Here is a 17295-nt window from a genome sequence, read left to right on the forward strand (position 1 = left end):
CGGGCCATAAAGCATAAATTTCAGAAAATAAACAAACGATTGATTGGTAATTAATCCGGTAGTGCGAAACCCATATTTTTATTCAGTGCTTCCCGGTAATAATACCCGCCTACTGCAATATCAAAAATGGCCATTCCCATCGGGTTGAACATAACCACATCGGTTGCTGCTCTTTTATCCAGGATGCCTTTGTTTACGATTTCCGCAATGGAATAAGTCTCGTTTTCTAAAAGTCCCTTTTGTTTGTGCATATTTTCAATATCCGTGTTCTGTCTGCAAACTTCTTCCCAGTTGTCCACGATAATAATATCCATAAAATCTTTCATATCCACCGTATAATCTCTCAGAGAGACATTCAGTTGTAAAGAACCTTTTTTAGGAGAAAGATTGATGTAAGGTGCATCAGAAACGGTGCAGGTAATGAATATATCTGCATCCTGATAACACTCTTCCCAGCTGGAAACGATAAAGGTCTGCTCTGCAATCTCATCATCAATATGGTTCACATCAATCGGGTTCAAATCATGGATCAGTACTTTATCAATGGCATTGCCCAGGATTGAAGTAATCATACGCAGGTGCATTTGACCAATCGGACCAAAACCATTAATCCCTACAATTAGTTTGCGGTCACTATTGCGGCCATTAATGAACTCTTTAACCACCAGACCAGATACAGCCGCCGTTCTGATAGCACTGACAGTAGCAGTGTTAATGATACAACGCGGTATTCCCGAATCATGTTCATTCAAAATAGTAACGGAATTTGCCCTTAGTTTATCTTTGTAAATATTATCAGGAAAACTTGCAATCCACTTGATACCTGCCCATGGGTTCTCCCCGCCGATATAAGCAGGCATCGCAATGATCCTGTTCTTAGGATCTCCGAATCTTAAATAAGGCTTGATTGGCTGTGAATAGTCATTGGCGTGAAGCTGTACAACTGCATCTTTAATTACTGATGTTAATTGTTCCCAATTAAAACCGATCTCTTTAATATTATTGGCATTCAGATATAACATGATTTCTTTTTTACAGCTTAAAAATTGATGGAAAGGATTTCTTCGTTTAACTTGGCAGCCAGCTGGGTTCCCCACTCCTGGTTATAAATGGTATCGATATAAGTATGGCCCTTATCTGGAAATATTAACAGAGAAGTAGCCTTGGTGTCACTATCATTGAATCTGAAATAGTTTTTAGCGGCCAGGTAAACTGCGCCCGAAGAAGCTCCTGCAAAAATGGCCTGCTCATTCAGCAATTCATTACATCCCCTGATAATACTCATCTGGGAAACAATAACCACATCGTCAATAATTGCATTTTCCATAATCGGAGGCACCTGGCTTGCACCAATTCCGGAGATATAGCGTTTAACAGGTTTGTCACTAAAAATAACAGAGCCTTCTACATCTACGCCGACAATTTTCACCTCAGGTCTTTTCTTTTTGATAAAATCTGAAATGCCTGTAATCGCCCCACTGGAGCTTACCGCTACGAAAATATAGTCGAGGCGATCAAAAGAGGAAATAATCTCTTCCCCAAGTCCGTAGTAGCCTTTATAGTTATTGGGATCGCTGTACTGATCAGCAATAAAGGAATCCGGCGTTCTTTCATGCAGTTGATTCACCACATTAATCCGTGTTAACAAGTATCCCCCGGTATGATCTCTTTCGGTAACTTTCACCACCTGGTGTGACATCAGGTTTAATAAAGTCTCGTAAGAAGAGTTGATATTCGGATCGATTACAGGTATAAACCGGAGATTAAGTCTTTTACAGATCGAAGCGACTGCGATCGCAAGGTTACCGGAACTGGATGCGATGATGGTGGTATACTCAGAAATCTTTCCTGATTTGATACCATTATAAATGATGTTGAATGCAGCCCGGTCTTTTGAACTTCCTGAGAAGTTGTTGTATTCTAATTTGGCAAAGAGGTTGGCCTCGTTATTTTTGAGTTCAATAAGGGGTGTATTGCCAATAAAGGCAGCGAGTTTTCCTAGTTCGTTTAACATGGGTAGGTGAGCTAAAGATGAGAGATAGAATAATTTATAATTTGTTAAGATGGTCCGTAGTTCAGTTCATTAGCATATCCGCTTAATTATTTCTTAATAGAGTATAAAGATTTGCATTTTCACTATTGGATTTGAAAAAATAAAACAAATACAACCATCGTCCCCATAGAGAGCAACAGGTAAATTTCCTGCTCTTTAGTGATAGCTGATTTGATTTTATCAATCGCTTTGTAAATCGTATTGTAGACTGTATGAATAGAAACCTTATTTGTCCTTGCAATTTCCTGGTAAGATAAACCAAGGTAATATTTCTGATAAACCATATGACGCTGCTTCACTGCCAGCTGCCCGACATAATCTTTTACAATCCGCTTTACCGTACCATTCACTCTTTGCTGAATATATTCATCTTCTACTGAGAGAGATAACTGAGCTACAGGAATATCATGAAGCGGATACAATTCAGCAGGGCTGATCATATTTTTCCGGTACAACTTTCTTAAAAAGCAAGTAATAATATAACTGTGGAAGTTATTGACGTTTTGAAGCGATGATCTGTTTTCCCACAAATACAGGAATACATCGTTAATCGCATCTTTTACCACATCTTCAGAAAAGTATCTTTTATACCCTATCAAGCTGAGATAGTGATGATAATGAGAATATATAGTATAAAAATCATCTTCTCCTTCTGATTTTATAAAAGATTTCCAGCTATATTTTAAGTCGCGTCCCTTTAATCCTGCCATATCATTAACCAATTGAATATATTAATATATTTTATAAAGTAAAGCAACATACATTAATACATTATTAATTGAACAACTTATTATCATTAACAAAATATATCAACAGGAACAAAAAACCGACAAATAAAATAACACGGGGAGATAAATCGTTATCATTTAACATTTAAAACCCTGATATTTGCTGTATCCTCTACAAGAAAACCTCTATTCCCCTGTAAAAGACAACAAACCCTTTATTTATCAATAAATTATCAAACTTTACATCCATCACTATAAACAGAATCAAGGACTTACAGGATATTTATTTTTTTTATAACCACCCGGTAAATACGTATTAACTCTAATTATCAACAGATGCCTTAAAGTTAAATTATAAAAAATCAAATCTATTTATTATTACACCAATCGGCGATTGCCCTAGGTGAATACGACAGGATTTTATAAAGAGAATTAAATTGGAGTTGCTGATTACAGCAACTCCTGAAGGTTATATATGCCTGCTGCGGCCGCAGACAAGCTGATCGTTTTATTTCCGTATTTAACGATACAGTTTCCTGCTTTTTTAGCTTTCAACTGTGCTGAAATCAGCTTACCATTATCCCATTGCATATCAATATTATATCCGCCTCTGGCTACCAGTCCTTTAACCTGGCCTTGTTTCCACTCTACAGGAAGAGCCGGCAAGAGTTCAATATATCCCTGATGGCTTTGCAGCAGCATTTCTGCAATTCCTGCGCCTCCGCCAAAGTTTCCATCAATCTGGAATGGCGGATGCGCGCAAAACAAATTTGCATAAGTACCGCCACCGTTCATTTTCACCTCTGCCCCATTCCCTACAAAACGCAGCAGTTTCTTTAACGCATCATAAGCTCTTTCGCCATTTTGCATTCTTGCCCATAAATTGATTCTCCAGGTGATAGCCCACCCCGTACCCTCATTGGTGCGGTCAGTTAAAGATTTTCGTACTGCATTAGCCAGTTCAGGATTTCCGGACGAGGTAATAGAATAACCCGGGTAGGCACCAAAAAGATGAGAAAGATGCCTGTGTTTAGGGTCCTGGTCTTTCCAATCATGATACCATTCCTGCAGATTTCCTGCTTTACCAATGTGATAAGGCAACATCTTCTTTAAAGCACTTTTTACCTGGTTACGCACATCAGGATCTGCATTTAAAATTTCGCTTGCTTTTAGGTAATCATTAAATAATTCCCTGATAATAGCTAAATCGGCAGTACCACCATATAATAAGGACCCCACATAACCAGAAGGTGTCACATAGTTATTTTCGGGCGAAGTGGATGGAGCAGTCACCAGGTTGCCTTTTTTATCTGCGACTAAAAAGTCAAGACAAAATTGCACCGCACCTTTCAGCAGCGGATAACCCTGTTCCTGTAAATATTTTTTATCTTGTGTAAAAGCGTAATGCTCCCAAAGATGGGTAGCCATCCAGTTACCGCCCATTGGCCAGTTTGCCCATGCCGGAGAGCCTTTTCCGAAATCACCAACTGGATTTGTAATTGCCCATATATCGCTGTTATGGTGTAAAACCCAGCCACCAGCGCCGTAATAATTTCGGGCAGTAACTGCTCCATTTTTAGCCAGACGACCAATAAAATCAAGCAAAGGCTGGTGCATTTCCGGCAAATTCGCAGTTTCCACACCCCAGTAATTCATTTCCGCATTGATGTTGGTCGTATAATTACTACTCCATGGCGGCTGAACTTTCTCATTCCAGATGCCCTGCAAATTAGTAGACTGCCCGCCCGGTCTGGATGAACTTATCAATAGATACCTGCTGTACTGATAATATAAAGCAACCAGTGCATTATCACTTTTACCGGCAGCAAATGAATTTAAACGATCAACTGTATTCAATTCTGCACGGTCTTCATCCCCTAAAGTAAGCTGTACCCGGTCATAATATTTCCTGAAATCCTGAGTGTGATTTTTTAACAATACCGTATAAGGAGCCGTATTTTGTAAATAACGGGATGCTATTTTCAGCTCATCTTTACCACGCGTACCCGGGTTCACATCAAATCCATTATAACTGGTAGCCATAGAAAGCACAATCACAGCTTCACGCGCACCTGAAATATGTAACGTGCTATCCTTTGTACTATATTTTCCGTCTGTTTTGAGTACCTTAACCTGCGCAGTAAAGCGCATCGCGTTAACATCATCCCAAATCACTTCATTGCCATGGTTCAGCGGAGAAACATGTACAGGTGAGTGCCCGTTCATAGCAAGGACTTTACCATTGGAAGACACCTTATGTTGCAACAGGCTATTCAAACGGCAGGTAAAGTCCAGTTTGTCCTTTCCGCTGGCCGTAAACCTGACCACAACCAGCTGATCCGGATGGGAAATAAAAGTTTCACGGGTATAGGTTGTTCCATGAAGCGTATAACTGACTTTACTGATTGCATTTTGTATATCAAGCTCCCTTTTATAGGCTTCAGGCTCCCCCTGATGTTTAAAATCAAAAATCAGGTTCCCAAGTGGCGCATAAGATTCTGAGAACTTCCCTTGCATAAAACGGACCAGCGAATCTGCCTTTTGATAGTTTTCCGCGAACAAAGCCTCCCTTACTGGCTTTAAATAAGTTTTTGCCTGAGGGTTCATATCTGGATTTACAGGACCACCCGCCCATAAAGTGGCTTCATTTAAGGAATAACGCTCTGAATGAATACCACCGTAAACCATCACGCCAAGCCTTCCATTTCCTAAGGGCAATGCTTCTTCAAACTGTGTGGCAGGTTTACTATAAATAAGTTTATGGTTATTTTGCTGCGCAGAAGTTTGAAGGAAGAGCAACAGGAGGCCGGCAAAAAAAAGGAGATTTTTCTTCATTTGATATATAGCTTTTATTTGGTCAGCATAAAATAAAGAAATAATTGAATATCCCGGCTTTACTTTATTGGCCAATGATTAAACGATATAGGCCATAAAAAATCAGCAGCCTGTACCCCTGCCTGTAAGTTTACAGATTTGTATTTAAAATAAAATTTTCCTGCTTAAAGTTAAAAATACCGCTGAGCGTATCAAACGCGAAGTACACCGTATATATATGATTATTAAGTGCTTATAATTTACACAATCTTGGCCATAAAAATTACAAACCAGGAACCGAATTTTAGCACTACCGTTAGAACGTTCAGAATTAACCTGATCATTATATATAAAAGACCCAATTCTGGTCAATCAGCTTAGCTGATCCGGAAATTAACAAAAGAATATCATTTTATAACGGCTTTTTGCTAATGCCTGGTAAAGATAGAAAGACCGGATAAAATTCTTTTCCTGTAATAAAGTTTAGCAAACACGTACAGAAACCCCTTAAAGATTCCCGCTGTTAAAAGCGCAATTATCCTAAAACAGCAATTGTCTCCTGCGGAACTGAATTTTCCATAAAAATACTATTCGTAGTAATAAAACAACATATATATGTAATAAACACTACAAAATCGTTAATTTTCGACTATTTAAGTGAAAATTATTGACGAAGATTGCTTCTGCTTCACTATTTTTAAAATAGCTACCTATAAAGCAATTTAAATAAGCATAAATGAAGACAATCCTCAAAACGGCTGTCATTTCAACGTTAATCTTCTTTCTTTCTTCTATTTCCGTATATGCTGGAAACAGTCTTGGAGATAAAATAAAATCGGCCGTAAATTCTTCTCCGCATAGCGCAGAAACACAGATTGAAAAACTGATCACTTCTTATATATGGATGGCCAAAGAAGAAAACCTAAGTGGTAACAGAGAAATATTATTATCGGTAATTACAAAAAGCGATCTTCCGGATAAAAAAGCATTCAGCTATGAAATAGAGGCTTTATATGCGAAAAGACTGTTAAAATTCGAACAGGCAAAGCGTTATATCATCAAAGCGCTGGACGAAACTCCCCAGGAAAATCCGCGATTTATCAGGCTGCTGAGAATACTGGCATTCATTGATACTGACCTGGAGAATTATATGCGTGCCATGGAAAGTTATCTGATCATAGAAAAGCAATTACAAAACCTTCAGGACACCAATAAGCTCATTTTGAATTATACCAACATCGCAGATCTTTATATCAAGAGCAGTCTCTACCAAGAAGCGATAGCAGCCCTTGATACCGCACATCATTTGGCCGTTCAACAAGGAAAAGCACAGATTCAGCTATTAGTTTATGAGAATAAAGCCACGGCCTACTTCCATTTAAATAACCTGGACTCTTTAAGCTATTATGCAGATAAAGTGGCCAAAAGTCCTGCCCAGTCTGCGAATTCCGGCAATATGTACCGCCTGAGATACATGATCCTGTTGTTAAAAAAAGATAAAAGATCAATTGATGAAATTAAGACGCTGATTGATAAGGCAGATGATCCGGAAAAATTATACACTTATCTTCATTTAGCACAAGCCTATCTGCTGTTCGACCAAACAGAAAAGGCCAGAGAAATAGCCTTGATCTTGTTGTCATCCGGCGATCTGAAGAACCTCGGTCATATGAGATGTAAGTTATTTAATATTGTAGGTGATGCTTTTATAAAAGATAAAAAGTTTGCATTAGCTGCACAGTACTATAAAAAAGCAACCGATCAGGCTGCCGTGAATACCGTAAGAACGATGAAAACCGGGAGTATTCTGAATTACCTGAAATACGACGAAATTAAGAAGAAATATGTGGTTGCCCAGGAAGACTTACAAGTGAGACAAAATTACTTTATGTTGTGTATGGCAGTTGCAGGGATGATCATATTAGCTTTTATTTTTCTGTACCGCTCGCTGAAAATGAAGAAAAAATATGATGAATTGATGTTCAATAAATTAAACAGTGAAATTTCATTTATCAATTCTCATGAGATCCGCGGATACTTAAGCAATATACTAGGTATCATTATGGTCATCAGAATGAGTGAAGACAGGAAGGAAACCTATCTGGAGTTTGAACAGGCACTTTTTGATTCCGCTGAAAACCTGGATCACTCTATCCAGAATATCGCAAAGAAATTAAATGATAAAGCTGAATCTTGTTAATCAAGTTCAGCTTTATCATTTAATATTATTTTAAACTAAGACTTCCGGTTCCGTTTCTTGTTCAACTGCGGCTGCTTTGAGTCTTAACTGCTTATTGTGCTCCTGAAACTGAGCTTTGGCTGCTGGATGTAAAGCAAGAATGCCATTTACCTGATCCGCTCTGCCTTCTTCAATTCTAGCATTCAGGTCTGTTACGTCCTGTTCAGAGAGGCTGCCGTTTTCAAATTTAGCGGTCCAGTGCTGCATGAATTTTGCCAGTTCCTGAGTTTCTATTTCTTTAACAATCGGAGATAAACTCAACTTCAACTGATCCGCTTCGTGCATTTCCTTTGTATAAAAAGGGTTCAATGCTTTGAGCAAAGGGATATTATAGTTTTGTACTTTTCTGATTACATGGATCAGGTAAGGGATCGCAAGTATAACAACCAATAAAATTGTTATCGTAGTCGCATTTAAGTTCATCGGATTTTATTGCTGGTTTGAATTAACTCATCTTTAATTTCTTCTGGATATCATTTACGTATCCTTTGAATTTTTTATCACTGTCAATCAGGTCTTCTACAGTTTGACAAGCATAAATTACTGTAGAGTGATCTCTGCCTCCGTAAAACGCACCGATACTCTTCAAAGAAGATTTAGTCAGGCTTTTAGACAGGTACATAGAGATTTGTCTGGCCTGTACAACTTCACGTTTACGGGTTGGTGATTTCACAAGGTCAACAGCAACTTCAAAATATTCACAAACTAATTTCTGGATATATTCCATTGAAATTTCTTTGGAAGTATTTTTAATGAAATTTTTCAACATCGATTTAGCAAGGGCAAGGTCGATCTCTTTTTTATTCAAAGTTGCCTGTGCAAGTAAAGAAACCATTGCGCCTTCCAGTTCACGGACATTGTTATCAATGTTATGTGCTACGTATTCTACTACCTCTGCTGGCAGGTCAATGTCATCACTGGCCATTTTCTTTCTCAGAATAGCAATCCTTGTTTCTAAATCAGGAATTTGTAAATCTGCAGATAAGCCCCATTTGAAACGGCTCAGCAAACGTTCTTCTAAACCAGATAAGTCTTTTGGAGCTTTATCTGAAGTAATGATGATTTGTTTACCAGATTGGTGTAAGTGGTTAAAAATATGGAAGAAAATATCTTGTGTTTTTTCTTTCCCGGCGAAGTTGTGAATATCATCCATGATAATCACGTCCATAGCCTGGTAGAAGTTCACGAAGTCATTGATCGTGTTATTTTTCAAAGATTCAACAAACTGCTGACAGAATTTTTCGCAGGATACAAAAATCACTAATTTGTCTGGGTAAGTACGTTTGATCTCGTTACCGATGGCTTGAGCTAAATGTGTTTTACCTAGTCCTACCGCACCATAAATCATCAATGGATTGAATGATGTTGCGCCAGGTTTAGCGGCAACAGCGAAGCCCGCAGAGCGTGCCAGACGGTTGCAATCTCCCTCAATGTAATTCTCTAAAGTGTAATTAGAGTTCAGCTGAGGATCAACGTTTAATTTCTTCAAACCCGGAATTACAAAAGGGTTTCTTAAGTCTTTACTGATCGGCGCTGGTGTCGGCATAGCTTTGGAAGCAATGGTATTGGTATTTGCCGGTGAACTTGCAGCAATATACGGGGTATTGCTTTTTGATGGTTTATTGTCTACAACGATGTTGTATTCCAAACGTCCTTCGTCTCCTAGTTCCTGCTTTACTGTTTTGCGTAAAAGGCCAACGTAATGTTCTTCTAACCACTCATAGAAGAACAAACTTGGTACTTGTACAGTTAAAACGTTACCTTCCAATTTTAAGGCCGAGATCGGTTCGAACCAAGTCTTATAACTTTGATTCGGGATGTTAGCTTTAATGGTTTGAAGCGAGTTATTCCACACTGTTGTACAAGTATTCTGCATAGTTTTTTTATGGTTATTGGTAATGTTATTGGCCCTGAAAAAAGCTTCCTTCCTTTTTGGGATTGCGAAGATCCAGAAAATTACCAACAAAAAAACATAAACTTATACCCAGCAGTAAGCCACTAAAAAGCAATTAATTAGCTCTTTTTTTTTGGCCATAATGTTGATAAGTATGGGTTACCAACAGGTGTTGTTAACTAAAGACGTGTTAACAACTTTACCAGGTTATTAACCACTGGATGTAGCGGGCAAAAAACTAATAACTATCAACCAGTTAGGTTAAATTTCCGAAGGAAGACAGGGCTTGTTAATAACTTTTGAAAATCAGGTTTTTTGAATTTTCAGCTTTGCTTTTTGAATATTGAGCTAAAAAAGGCATAATTTCCGGGATGGGAAACCGGGGTTATACACATTGCTGAATATGAAGTAAAACAGGGGGGCATAAGTTCTAGTTTACCCACCCTGTTTTTAAAGATTACTCTTTGATCCTTGTTGCCGGAATTGTTTCTACGGGTGTATTTCCGTCATAAACTTTGGTAATACCATGTGCATCGGTAGTCACCGCGCCAAGTCTTCTAACGACCGTAGGAAGCCTTTCCGTATACCCACCCGCCAAAATCATGCTTTTTGGGAGCAACAGGACTAATTTCTGCTGAGCAGGGTCTTTACTGACGAAAATAAACTCATGCAGGTTTTCATCTGCAGCCAGCTTATTTTTAAAAGTATGGTTACCTGAAACAGGCTGGATTTTCAATTTACCCATATTTGTTCCTTTACCCAGATCTACCTTCCGGAGGTCCAGAATATGGTATCTCCCCGGAACAGTTTGGATTTCAACCGCTTCGTTTACTTCAAAACCTGGGGCATTCGCAAGAATTGGTTCAGTGCGCCGCAATTCTTGTCCATATACAGTTATGGAAAACATGGCCGTTAAAGCCAGACTTAAAATGTGTTTTTTCATGATGCTGATCTATTAAATATTCAATAGCTTAAAGATCAGGCATAGTAGTGTTAAGCAAAGTTACACTTTGTTAAAGTTTGTCAAATGACAGGTGCCTTAAGGTATTGTTTTCCAAGTTGTGAGATTCAAAATTACAGGTATTAACAGTGATTAGATTAGTTATTAACCGTGATCAGCATAATGATTTGTATTCAAATACAACGACTATTCCGGATTTAATCAATAAATTGGAGCTCATTTATTAATCAAGCTATATGTATCTATCGGGAGACTATTTTATAATTATGCTATTGGGCGCAGGTGCATTGGCAGTACTGCTTCTGGGCTTACTCCTCTCTATTGTTGTTTTCTACTCCAGAAAGACTGTACCTGAAATTATTGCCTGGATTTGCGGCGGATTATCTCTTGCGCTCTACGCAGCCTTTGCCTATTTTGGTGTTTCCAGACAGTCCGAATGGTTTGATGCCTATCTTATAGCCATATTCCTGATTTTCTTTTTACTCCTGAAATACCGTTCAAAATTAGCACAAGGCAACAAATTGAAACTGGTTTTAATCTTTAGAATAGTAATTATCCTGATGACTTTTTCTACGCTTTGTAAAAGAGTTATCAATTATATAGTTTCTTCCGGAGTGATTGACTATCAATCGGGCGGGCTCAAAATATTCTATACCTGTCAAACCGTAATCTTCTGGTGTATGGTCACTTCTTCCTGTATCTGGTATTTATACCAGGTAAAACCGCCTTTAGTGAAAAGTGAAATCTTTAAAACTGCTGTATTGTTCAACTGGCCCGTCTTTTTCCTGACGGTTACTTTAGGTATGCTACTCTTTTATATAGAATACATCAACATAAATAACAGCACAACAATTTCTATGCTTTTTAATCAGAAATTTTTGTTCGGTCAAATGGGCTTTCTGATAGTTGGCTGTACAATTTCAGCGATTATCGCGACTTCAATTTATTATTACTTTCAAACCGGGAAGAATAAAACAATTATCAATCAATAACCTGATTATGGAAACTGCAAACAACAACTCTATTACCGTAGAAACCACAGTTAATTTACCCGTAGCCAAAGTTTGGGAATCATGGAGTGACCCCGCACATATTAAGAAATGGAATAATGCTTCTCCCGACTGGCATTCCCCTTATGCAGACAATGACCTGCGTAAGGATGGTAAATTCAAAACTACAATGGCTGCTAAAGATGGCAGCGTAAGTTTTGATTTTGAAGGTGTTTATACCCATGTAAAAGAACATGAACTTATTGCCTATACAATGGGTGATGGAAGAAAGGTTAAAATAACTTTTACCAGTGATGGCGATCAGACCAAAATAACCGAAACTTTTGATCCTGAGAGCACACATCCTGTTGATATGCAGCGAGGTGGCTGGCAAGCTATTCTGGATAACTTTAAGGATTATACGGAAAATAATTTTTAAAGCGCCTCCAATGCCTTAAATTATTAACCAGCAATAAGAGGTTTGTTAACTTTTGTTTCATATATTTAAATACGAAAACCGACAAACCTCTTTCCATGAAATACTTCGTCTTTCTCTTCCTGTTGTATTGTATCCCTGCCAGCGCTCAGCAAAAATGTATCCTTACACCTGATTCTTTAGGTAAAACTTTTGCAGCAGCATTTCTCCATAAAGAAGATATTAGCAAAATGCCCATATTTCCTGATTCAAAAGAAATGGATATGGTGGATAAGATGGGGATATCCAGTAATCAAACAGCCGTTACAGTCGGATCTGAAGAAGATAATGCGTCTTTTAATCAGCTTAAAGCATCATGGCAGGAGCTGTTGCAATTGGCAAAAGTTAAAAATGTCAACGCTACTACTGCCAGGTTTGTAAGGGTTTATTTCGCTGAGCAGGAGTTTCCTGTGGAACAGGTAAAAACTCCGCACTATAGTATATACGTACTGCTGAAACAGGCGACTGGAAATATTGCAGTGAAATTCGATGTACTGTGGCGTGATCAAAAATGGCTGCTGATTAATATAGACAATGATTTCTACAGTTATTCAGAAAAACCAGGTGGTAAAAGTCCTGGCGGAAAAAGTTCATTTCGCGCTAAAAAATGGAACACTTTAACTAAGATCCCAAAAATCATCTTCGCTCAGTCTTCTTCAGCAACTGCAAAAGGCTGGCAGAACTCCGGAACATGTTTGGCAGATCCAATACCATTTGCCAATAAGGTACTGCAAGATTTAGCAGCGAAGCAACCGGCAGAGAAATTCTCCAACCTGATTTCAGCCACGGATTTTAAACGGATTTATCAGCCGGATCTACAGGTACTGGTTAATCAGGCTGTAAAGGATGCCGCTTCCATGTCAGCATCAAACCGGACAGAACTGAAGAAAATGCAGGCCATGATGAAGGAAAATCCAGTAGCCTTGCACAAGGAATATGTGACTGATCACATTGAAAAGCTGACGGAATATCTCGGTACAATCGATTTCACAACAAAAAAGGTCAGAGCAGTGGAGTACAGCATTACTAATTTTGATCATGAAATCTGGTCGGCGGGCAAAATCATTATTAAAATTAATGCAGTCATAGACAGTTCTAATGGTCAGGAAGGCATTTTGTTTTATGCAGGGTGGCATGATGGCCGCTGGCAAATCATATCTATGCAGGAAACTACTTATGGTACTTCTGTAGCGGAATAATAATTTAACGTTTTCACCTCATTCTCATTTTACAACAGCAAACTTATGGAAGCTGAGACTTTATTTTTTGAAAGACAATATTTCAGACAAAAAGCATTATGGTTAATCCTGGCAGGAGTTAACATCTACGTTTTATATGGCACTTTTCAGCAAGTATTCCAGGGAATCAAAGTTGATGAGGATTCCATGAGTAATTCTCATCTTCTGATCAGTAATAGTCTTTTATTACTCATCACCTTACTTTTTGCAATAACCCACCTGGATACGATAGTTAAAAAAGATGGCATCTGTATCCGCTTTTTCCCTTTTCAATTGTCCTTTAAAAAATATCCTTTTAATACAATCAGCTCATTAATAGTAGGTGGTTATGATCCCATATCAGAATATGGTGGCTGGGGCTTCAGATTTACATTTACCGGGAAAAAAGCTATTAATATTTCTGGTGATCAGGGCATTAAAATTGAATTCAAGAACGGCAAAAACTTATTGATAGGAACTAATCAGCCACAGGCGGTCATCGAAACCTTAAGAAAAACAGATCAGCCCTGGTATTAGTTAATCACTAAACTGATCAATTTACAGCACCCCCCCCTCCTGTTCTGTTAGCCCCTTTTTCCGGATAACAAATATCATTCAGCGATTCTTCCGTATCGCTTAAAAACCTATGCCTTAATTTTAAGGAATACTTTTGCCAAAATGGTATAGTAAAATACTCATCCGCTTGATTATTGAAATCAAATTCTTAACACCTTGTAATCAATTAATTATTAAATAATAACAGGATATAGTTATTATATAATTGATCCAGCTAACCAAACCAAATATTTCTTTAACTCATGGAAAAATGTTTTTTTATTCATTCAGCAGGTAATTTGTTGAAAAGGTATAAGAAGCGGCTGCATTACGGTGTGATGCTTGGCTTACTTATAATTTTAAGCAATCCTGTTTTAGCCCAAAACGGTATCACAATCAGTGGTATTGTCAGGGAAAGTTCCGGGCAGCCCTTGCCTGGTGCAGGTATAAAAATTAAGGGAACTACCATTGGGACGGTAACCGATGGCTCAGGAAAATATATCATTAAAGTACCAGAGAAAGCTGCTATCCTGGTTTTCTCTTCTATTGGCTTTTTGACCGCCGAAGAGGTAACCGGAAACCGGAACACCATCAACATCACTTTATCAGGTCAGCAGAATGACCTGGAAACCGTAGTGGTGGTTGGTTATGGTACGCAAAAGAAAGCTAACCTGACCGGATCTGTGGCCACTGTAACCGGAGCAGACCTGACTAAAAGAGTATCAACCAATCCTACTCAGTTACTACAGGGTAAACTTCCGGGTTTGTCAGTTACCCAGGCATCTGGTGAAGCCGGAAACGAGGGTAACGTACTGAGGATACGTGGCTTGGGAACTTACAGCGGTGCAGGAACAGAGCCGCTGGTAATTATAGATGGTATCCCGGGAAATCTGACCGTCCTGAATCCCGAAAGTATTGAAAGTGTAACGGTCTTAAAAGATGCGGCTTCAGCATCCATTTATGGCTCCAGGGCAGCAAACGGAGTAATATTAGTCACGACCAAACAAGGTAAAGCGGGTAAAATGCAGATCGCATACAGCTATAACCTGGGCATCACCAAAGCGAGCAGCTTACCTGACCTGGTTTACAATTCGGCGCAATACATGCAAATGTACAATCAGGCCGCTATTAACTCAGGTGCCCCGGTAGCGAACAGGTTTGCACAGGCAGAAATTGACCTTTATGCGAACAGCACAGATAAAAACCGTTATCCTGATTATAACTGGCTGAATGCTGTTTTAAGGACGGTAAATGTACAGACACACAACCTTAATCTGAGCGGAGGTAATGAAACCACCACTTATAATGTTGGATTAGGCATTGTGAATCAGCCGGATATTATGAAGGGTTTTGAGTACAAAAAGTATAATCTTCAGCTGAATATCAACAGCAAAATAAATAGCCATGTTAATTTTGGAGCAAGCTTTACCATGAACTATGGAAAAAGAACCTATCCAAGACAAGGCAGTCAGGATCTTTTTATCGCCACATTGAGCCAGTCTCCGTTATACGGACCAGTACTACCAGATGGAAGTGGTCGTTATACCGCGGTAGCTTATCCTTTCCAGAGTGCCAATAAAAATCCAATTGCAGTAGCAGAAAATGCAATGGCCTCCACCAATGATTATTACATGCAGGGCAATGTATTTGTGGATGTAAAGATAATCAATGGTTTACAATGGAAAACGAGTGTGGGTACTAATTTTGATTTCAAGAAAACTTATGATTATAAACCAGTTATCAATCAATATTTATGGTCTGCTGGTCCTGATGATTTACCTTTCAGGGTATTGGATGTGGGCGGCCAGGGTTTGCAGGTTACCGATGATAACTATATTTATCCGATTGGCTATAGCCAGCTGACTTATACTAAAAAGATAGCCGATCATTCCTTTACTATTTTAGGGGGTACGCAGGCCGAGTATTATAAAGTACAGTCTTTGTCTGCTTCCCGGGTAGCTTTTCCAAATAACGCTGTACAGGAAATTGATGCTGGCGGCACAGGTTCACAGTTAAATAGCGGAAAAGCTTCTGAGTGGGCCATCAACTCATTTTATGGCAGGTTAAACTATGATTATAAAGGTAAATATCTCGTAGAAGGTAATTTACGCGCGGATGGTTCGTCCCGTTTTTATGACCGGAATAAGTGGGGACTGTTTCCTTCTGTATCTTTAGGCTACCGGATTTCCCAGGAAAGTTTCTTCAAGAGCTTACTGCCTGTAATTTCTGATATGAAATTGCGTGCGTCTGTCGGCAAACTGGGCAATCAGAATATCGGTTATTATCCTTATCAGGATGTATATGCTACTGGTTTCTCTTATCCATTTAGCAGTAATTTAACCGATGGTGTTCGTAAAACCAACCTGACCGATCAAGAGATCAGGTGGGAAACAACCAAAATTGTCAATTTTGGACTGGACCTTTCTTTCTTTAATAACAAGCTGAATTTTTCTGCCGATTATTATAACAAAACAACGAGTGATATTTTAGGAGAGGCAGCGCTTCCCGGGTATATTGGTTATAAACCTCCTATTATTAATAACGGGACTATTCAAAACCGGGGGATCGAGTTATCTGCGCAGTATAAAAATAAGATTGGTCAGTTAGGCTATTCAGTAAGTGCGAATTTACAGGCGAACCGCAATAAGCTGGCTCAATATAGCGCAACAAATATCAATACGACGACCATTGAGAAAGTTGGTTTACCTTTTGGTAGTTTTTATCTATATGAGTTTGATAAAATATTCCAGTCTGCGACAGAAATAGCTGCTGCTCCTAAACAGCCATACAATCCTGTTCCGGGCACGTTTAAGTTTAAAGACTTAAATGGGGATGGCAAGATTGATGAGAACGACCGCACAGTAGTATCGGGTATTTTCCCTAAGTATGATTATTCGGTCACTTTTAATTTCGATTATAAGAATTTCGACCTGACGGTATTCCTTTATGGCTCACAGGGGCAGAAACAATACGTGAACGGCTGGGGATTTCAACCCTTCAATCAGGGTTCAGTACCGACAACAGAATGGGCAAATGCCTGGACTCCGGAAAACCCAAGTACAACATTACCACTGATTTATCTGACAGGAACTGGAAATGTAAGCCAGAATTTAACTACAACATCTACTTATTATTTAAAGGATGCTTCTTTTCTTCGGATTAAAAATATCCAGCTAGGTTATAATTTACCTGCACCATGGGCTAAACGCGCAGGCATGAGTGCTTTCAGGATTTATTTCGCAGGAGAAAATCTTTTCACTTTTACCAAATTCCCCGGGCTTGATCCTGAACGCGTGGCCTCGAACACGCGTTACCTGACCCATCCTCAAAACAAGATCTATAATTTCGGCGTAAGGGCAACCTTTTAAAA

13 protein-coding genes are annotated in these 17295 nt (G+C 38.8%); 6 read left to right on the forward strand and 7 right to left on the reverse strand.

What is annotated here, in order from left to right:
* Window positions 1-50 precede the first annotated feature (50 nt).
* The 4 genes from LY11_RS14800 to LY11_RS14815 form a co-directional block, all read right to left on the reverse strand.
* Entirely contained in the window at window positions 51-1022 is a 972-nt protein-coding gene (locus LY11_RS14800) for a 2,3-diaminopropionate biosynthesis protein SbnB (RefSeq protein ID WP_111634446.1), read from the reverse strand.
* Between the two features lie 17 nt (window positions 1023-1039).
* Window positions 1040-2014: a pyridoxal-phosphate dependent enzyme gene (locus LY11_RS14805; RefSeq protein WP_111634447.1), complete on the reverse strand. Its 975-nt coding sequence runs from the start codon at window positions 2012-2014 to the stop codon at window positions 1040-1042.
* 122 nt (window positions 2015-2136) lie between these two features.
* Entirely contained in the window at window positions 2137-2763 is a 627-nt protein-coding gene (locus LY11_RS14810) for an RNA polymerase sigma factor (protein ID WP_111634448.1), read from the reverse strand.
* A gap of 468 nt (window positions 2764-3231) precedes the next feature.
* The gene (locus tag LY11_RS14815) at window positions 3232-5616 is read right to left on the reverse strand and encodes a glycoside hydrolase family 95 protein (RefSeq protein ID WP_111634505.1); all 2385 of its coding nucleotides are present in this window, start codon (window positions 5614-5616) and stop codon (window positions 3232-3234) included.
* A 715-nt stretch (window positions 5617-6331) separates the two neighbouring features.
* Between LY11_RS14815 and LY11_RS14820 the strand changes: the two genes are divergently transcribed.
* Window positions 6332-7795, forward strand: coding sequence for a tetratricopeptide repeat protein (locus tag LY11_RS14820; protein WP_111634449.1), 1464 nt, complete (start codon window positions 6332-6334; stop codon window positions 7793-7795).
* Between the two features lie 30 nt (window positions 7796-7825).
* Here LY11_RS14820 and LY11_RS14825 read toward each other — a convergent pair whose 3' ends face one another.
* The 3 genes from LY11_RS14825 to LY11_RS14835 form a co-directional block, all read right to left on the reverse strand.
* Window positions 7826-8257, reverse strand: a complete 432-nt coding sequence (locus LY11_RS14825; protein WP_111634450.1) for a hypothetical protein — start codon at window positions 8255-8257, stop codon at window positions 7826-7828.
* A 22-nt stretch (window positions 8258-8279) separates the two neighbouring features.
* Window positions 8280-9710: a chromosomal replication initiator protein DnaA gene (dnaA, locus tag LY11_RS14830; RefSeq protein WP_111634506.1), complete on the reverse strand. Its 1431-nt coding sequence runs from the start codon at window positions 9708-9710 to the stop codon at window positions 8280-8282.
* A 475-nt stretch (window positions 9711-10185) separates the two neighbouring features.
* Window positions 10186-10671: a hypothetical protein gene (locus tag LY11_RS14835; RefSeq protein WP_111634451.1), complete on the reverse strand. Its 486-nt coding sequence runs from the start codon at window positions 10669-10671 to the stop codon at window positions 10186-10188.
* Window positions 10672-10925: 254 nt separating this feature from the next.
* Between LY11_RS14835 and LY11_RS14840 the strand changes: the two genes are divergently transcribed.
* The 5 genes from LY11_RS14840 (at window position 10926) to LY11_RS14860 (ending at window position 17293) form a co-directional block, all read left to right on the forward strand.
* Entirely contained in the window at window positions 10926-11681 is a 756-nt protein-coding gene (locus tag LY11_RS14840; protein ID WP_146610854.1) for a hypothetical protein, read from the forward strand.
* Between the two features lie 7 nt (window positions 11682-11688).
* Window positions 11689-12117, forward strand: coding sequence for an SRPBCC family protein (locus tag LY11_RS14845; RefSeq protein ID WP_111634453.1), 429 nt, complete (start codon window positions 11689-11691; stop codon window positions 12115-12117).
* Window positions 12118-12212: 95 nt separating this feature from the next.
* Complete coding sequence (locus tag LY11_RS14850) at window positions 12213-13352, forward strand: hypothetical protein (protein WP_111634454.1); 1140 nt, start codon at window positions 12213-12215, stop codon at window positions 13350-13352.
* A gap of 45 nt (window positions 13353-13397) precedes the next feature.
* Window positions 13398-13907 carry a DUF6141 family protein gene (locus LY11_RS14855; protein WP_111634455.1) on the forward strand — a complete coding sequence of 170 codons (510 nt, stop codon included), beginning with the start codon at window positions 13398-13400 and terminating at the stop codon, window positions 13905-13907.
* A gap of 281 nt (window positions 13908-14188) precedes the next feature.
* On the forward strand, window positions 14189-17293 hold the full coding sequence (locus tag LY11_RS14860; RefSeq protein WP_111634456.1) for a SusC/RagA family TonB-linked outer membrane protein: 3105 nt from the start codon (window positions 14189-14191) through the stop codon (window positions 17291-17293).
* Window positions 17294-17295: the final 2 nt, after the last annotated feature.

Origin of the sequence: Pedobacter cryoconitis, from assembly GCF_003259615.1 — a bacterium.
Classification (GTDB): domain Bacteria; phylum Bacteroidota; class Bacteroidia; order Sphingobacteriales; family Sphingobacteriaceae; genus Pedobacter; species Pedobacter cryoconitis.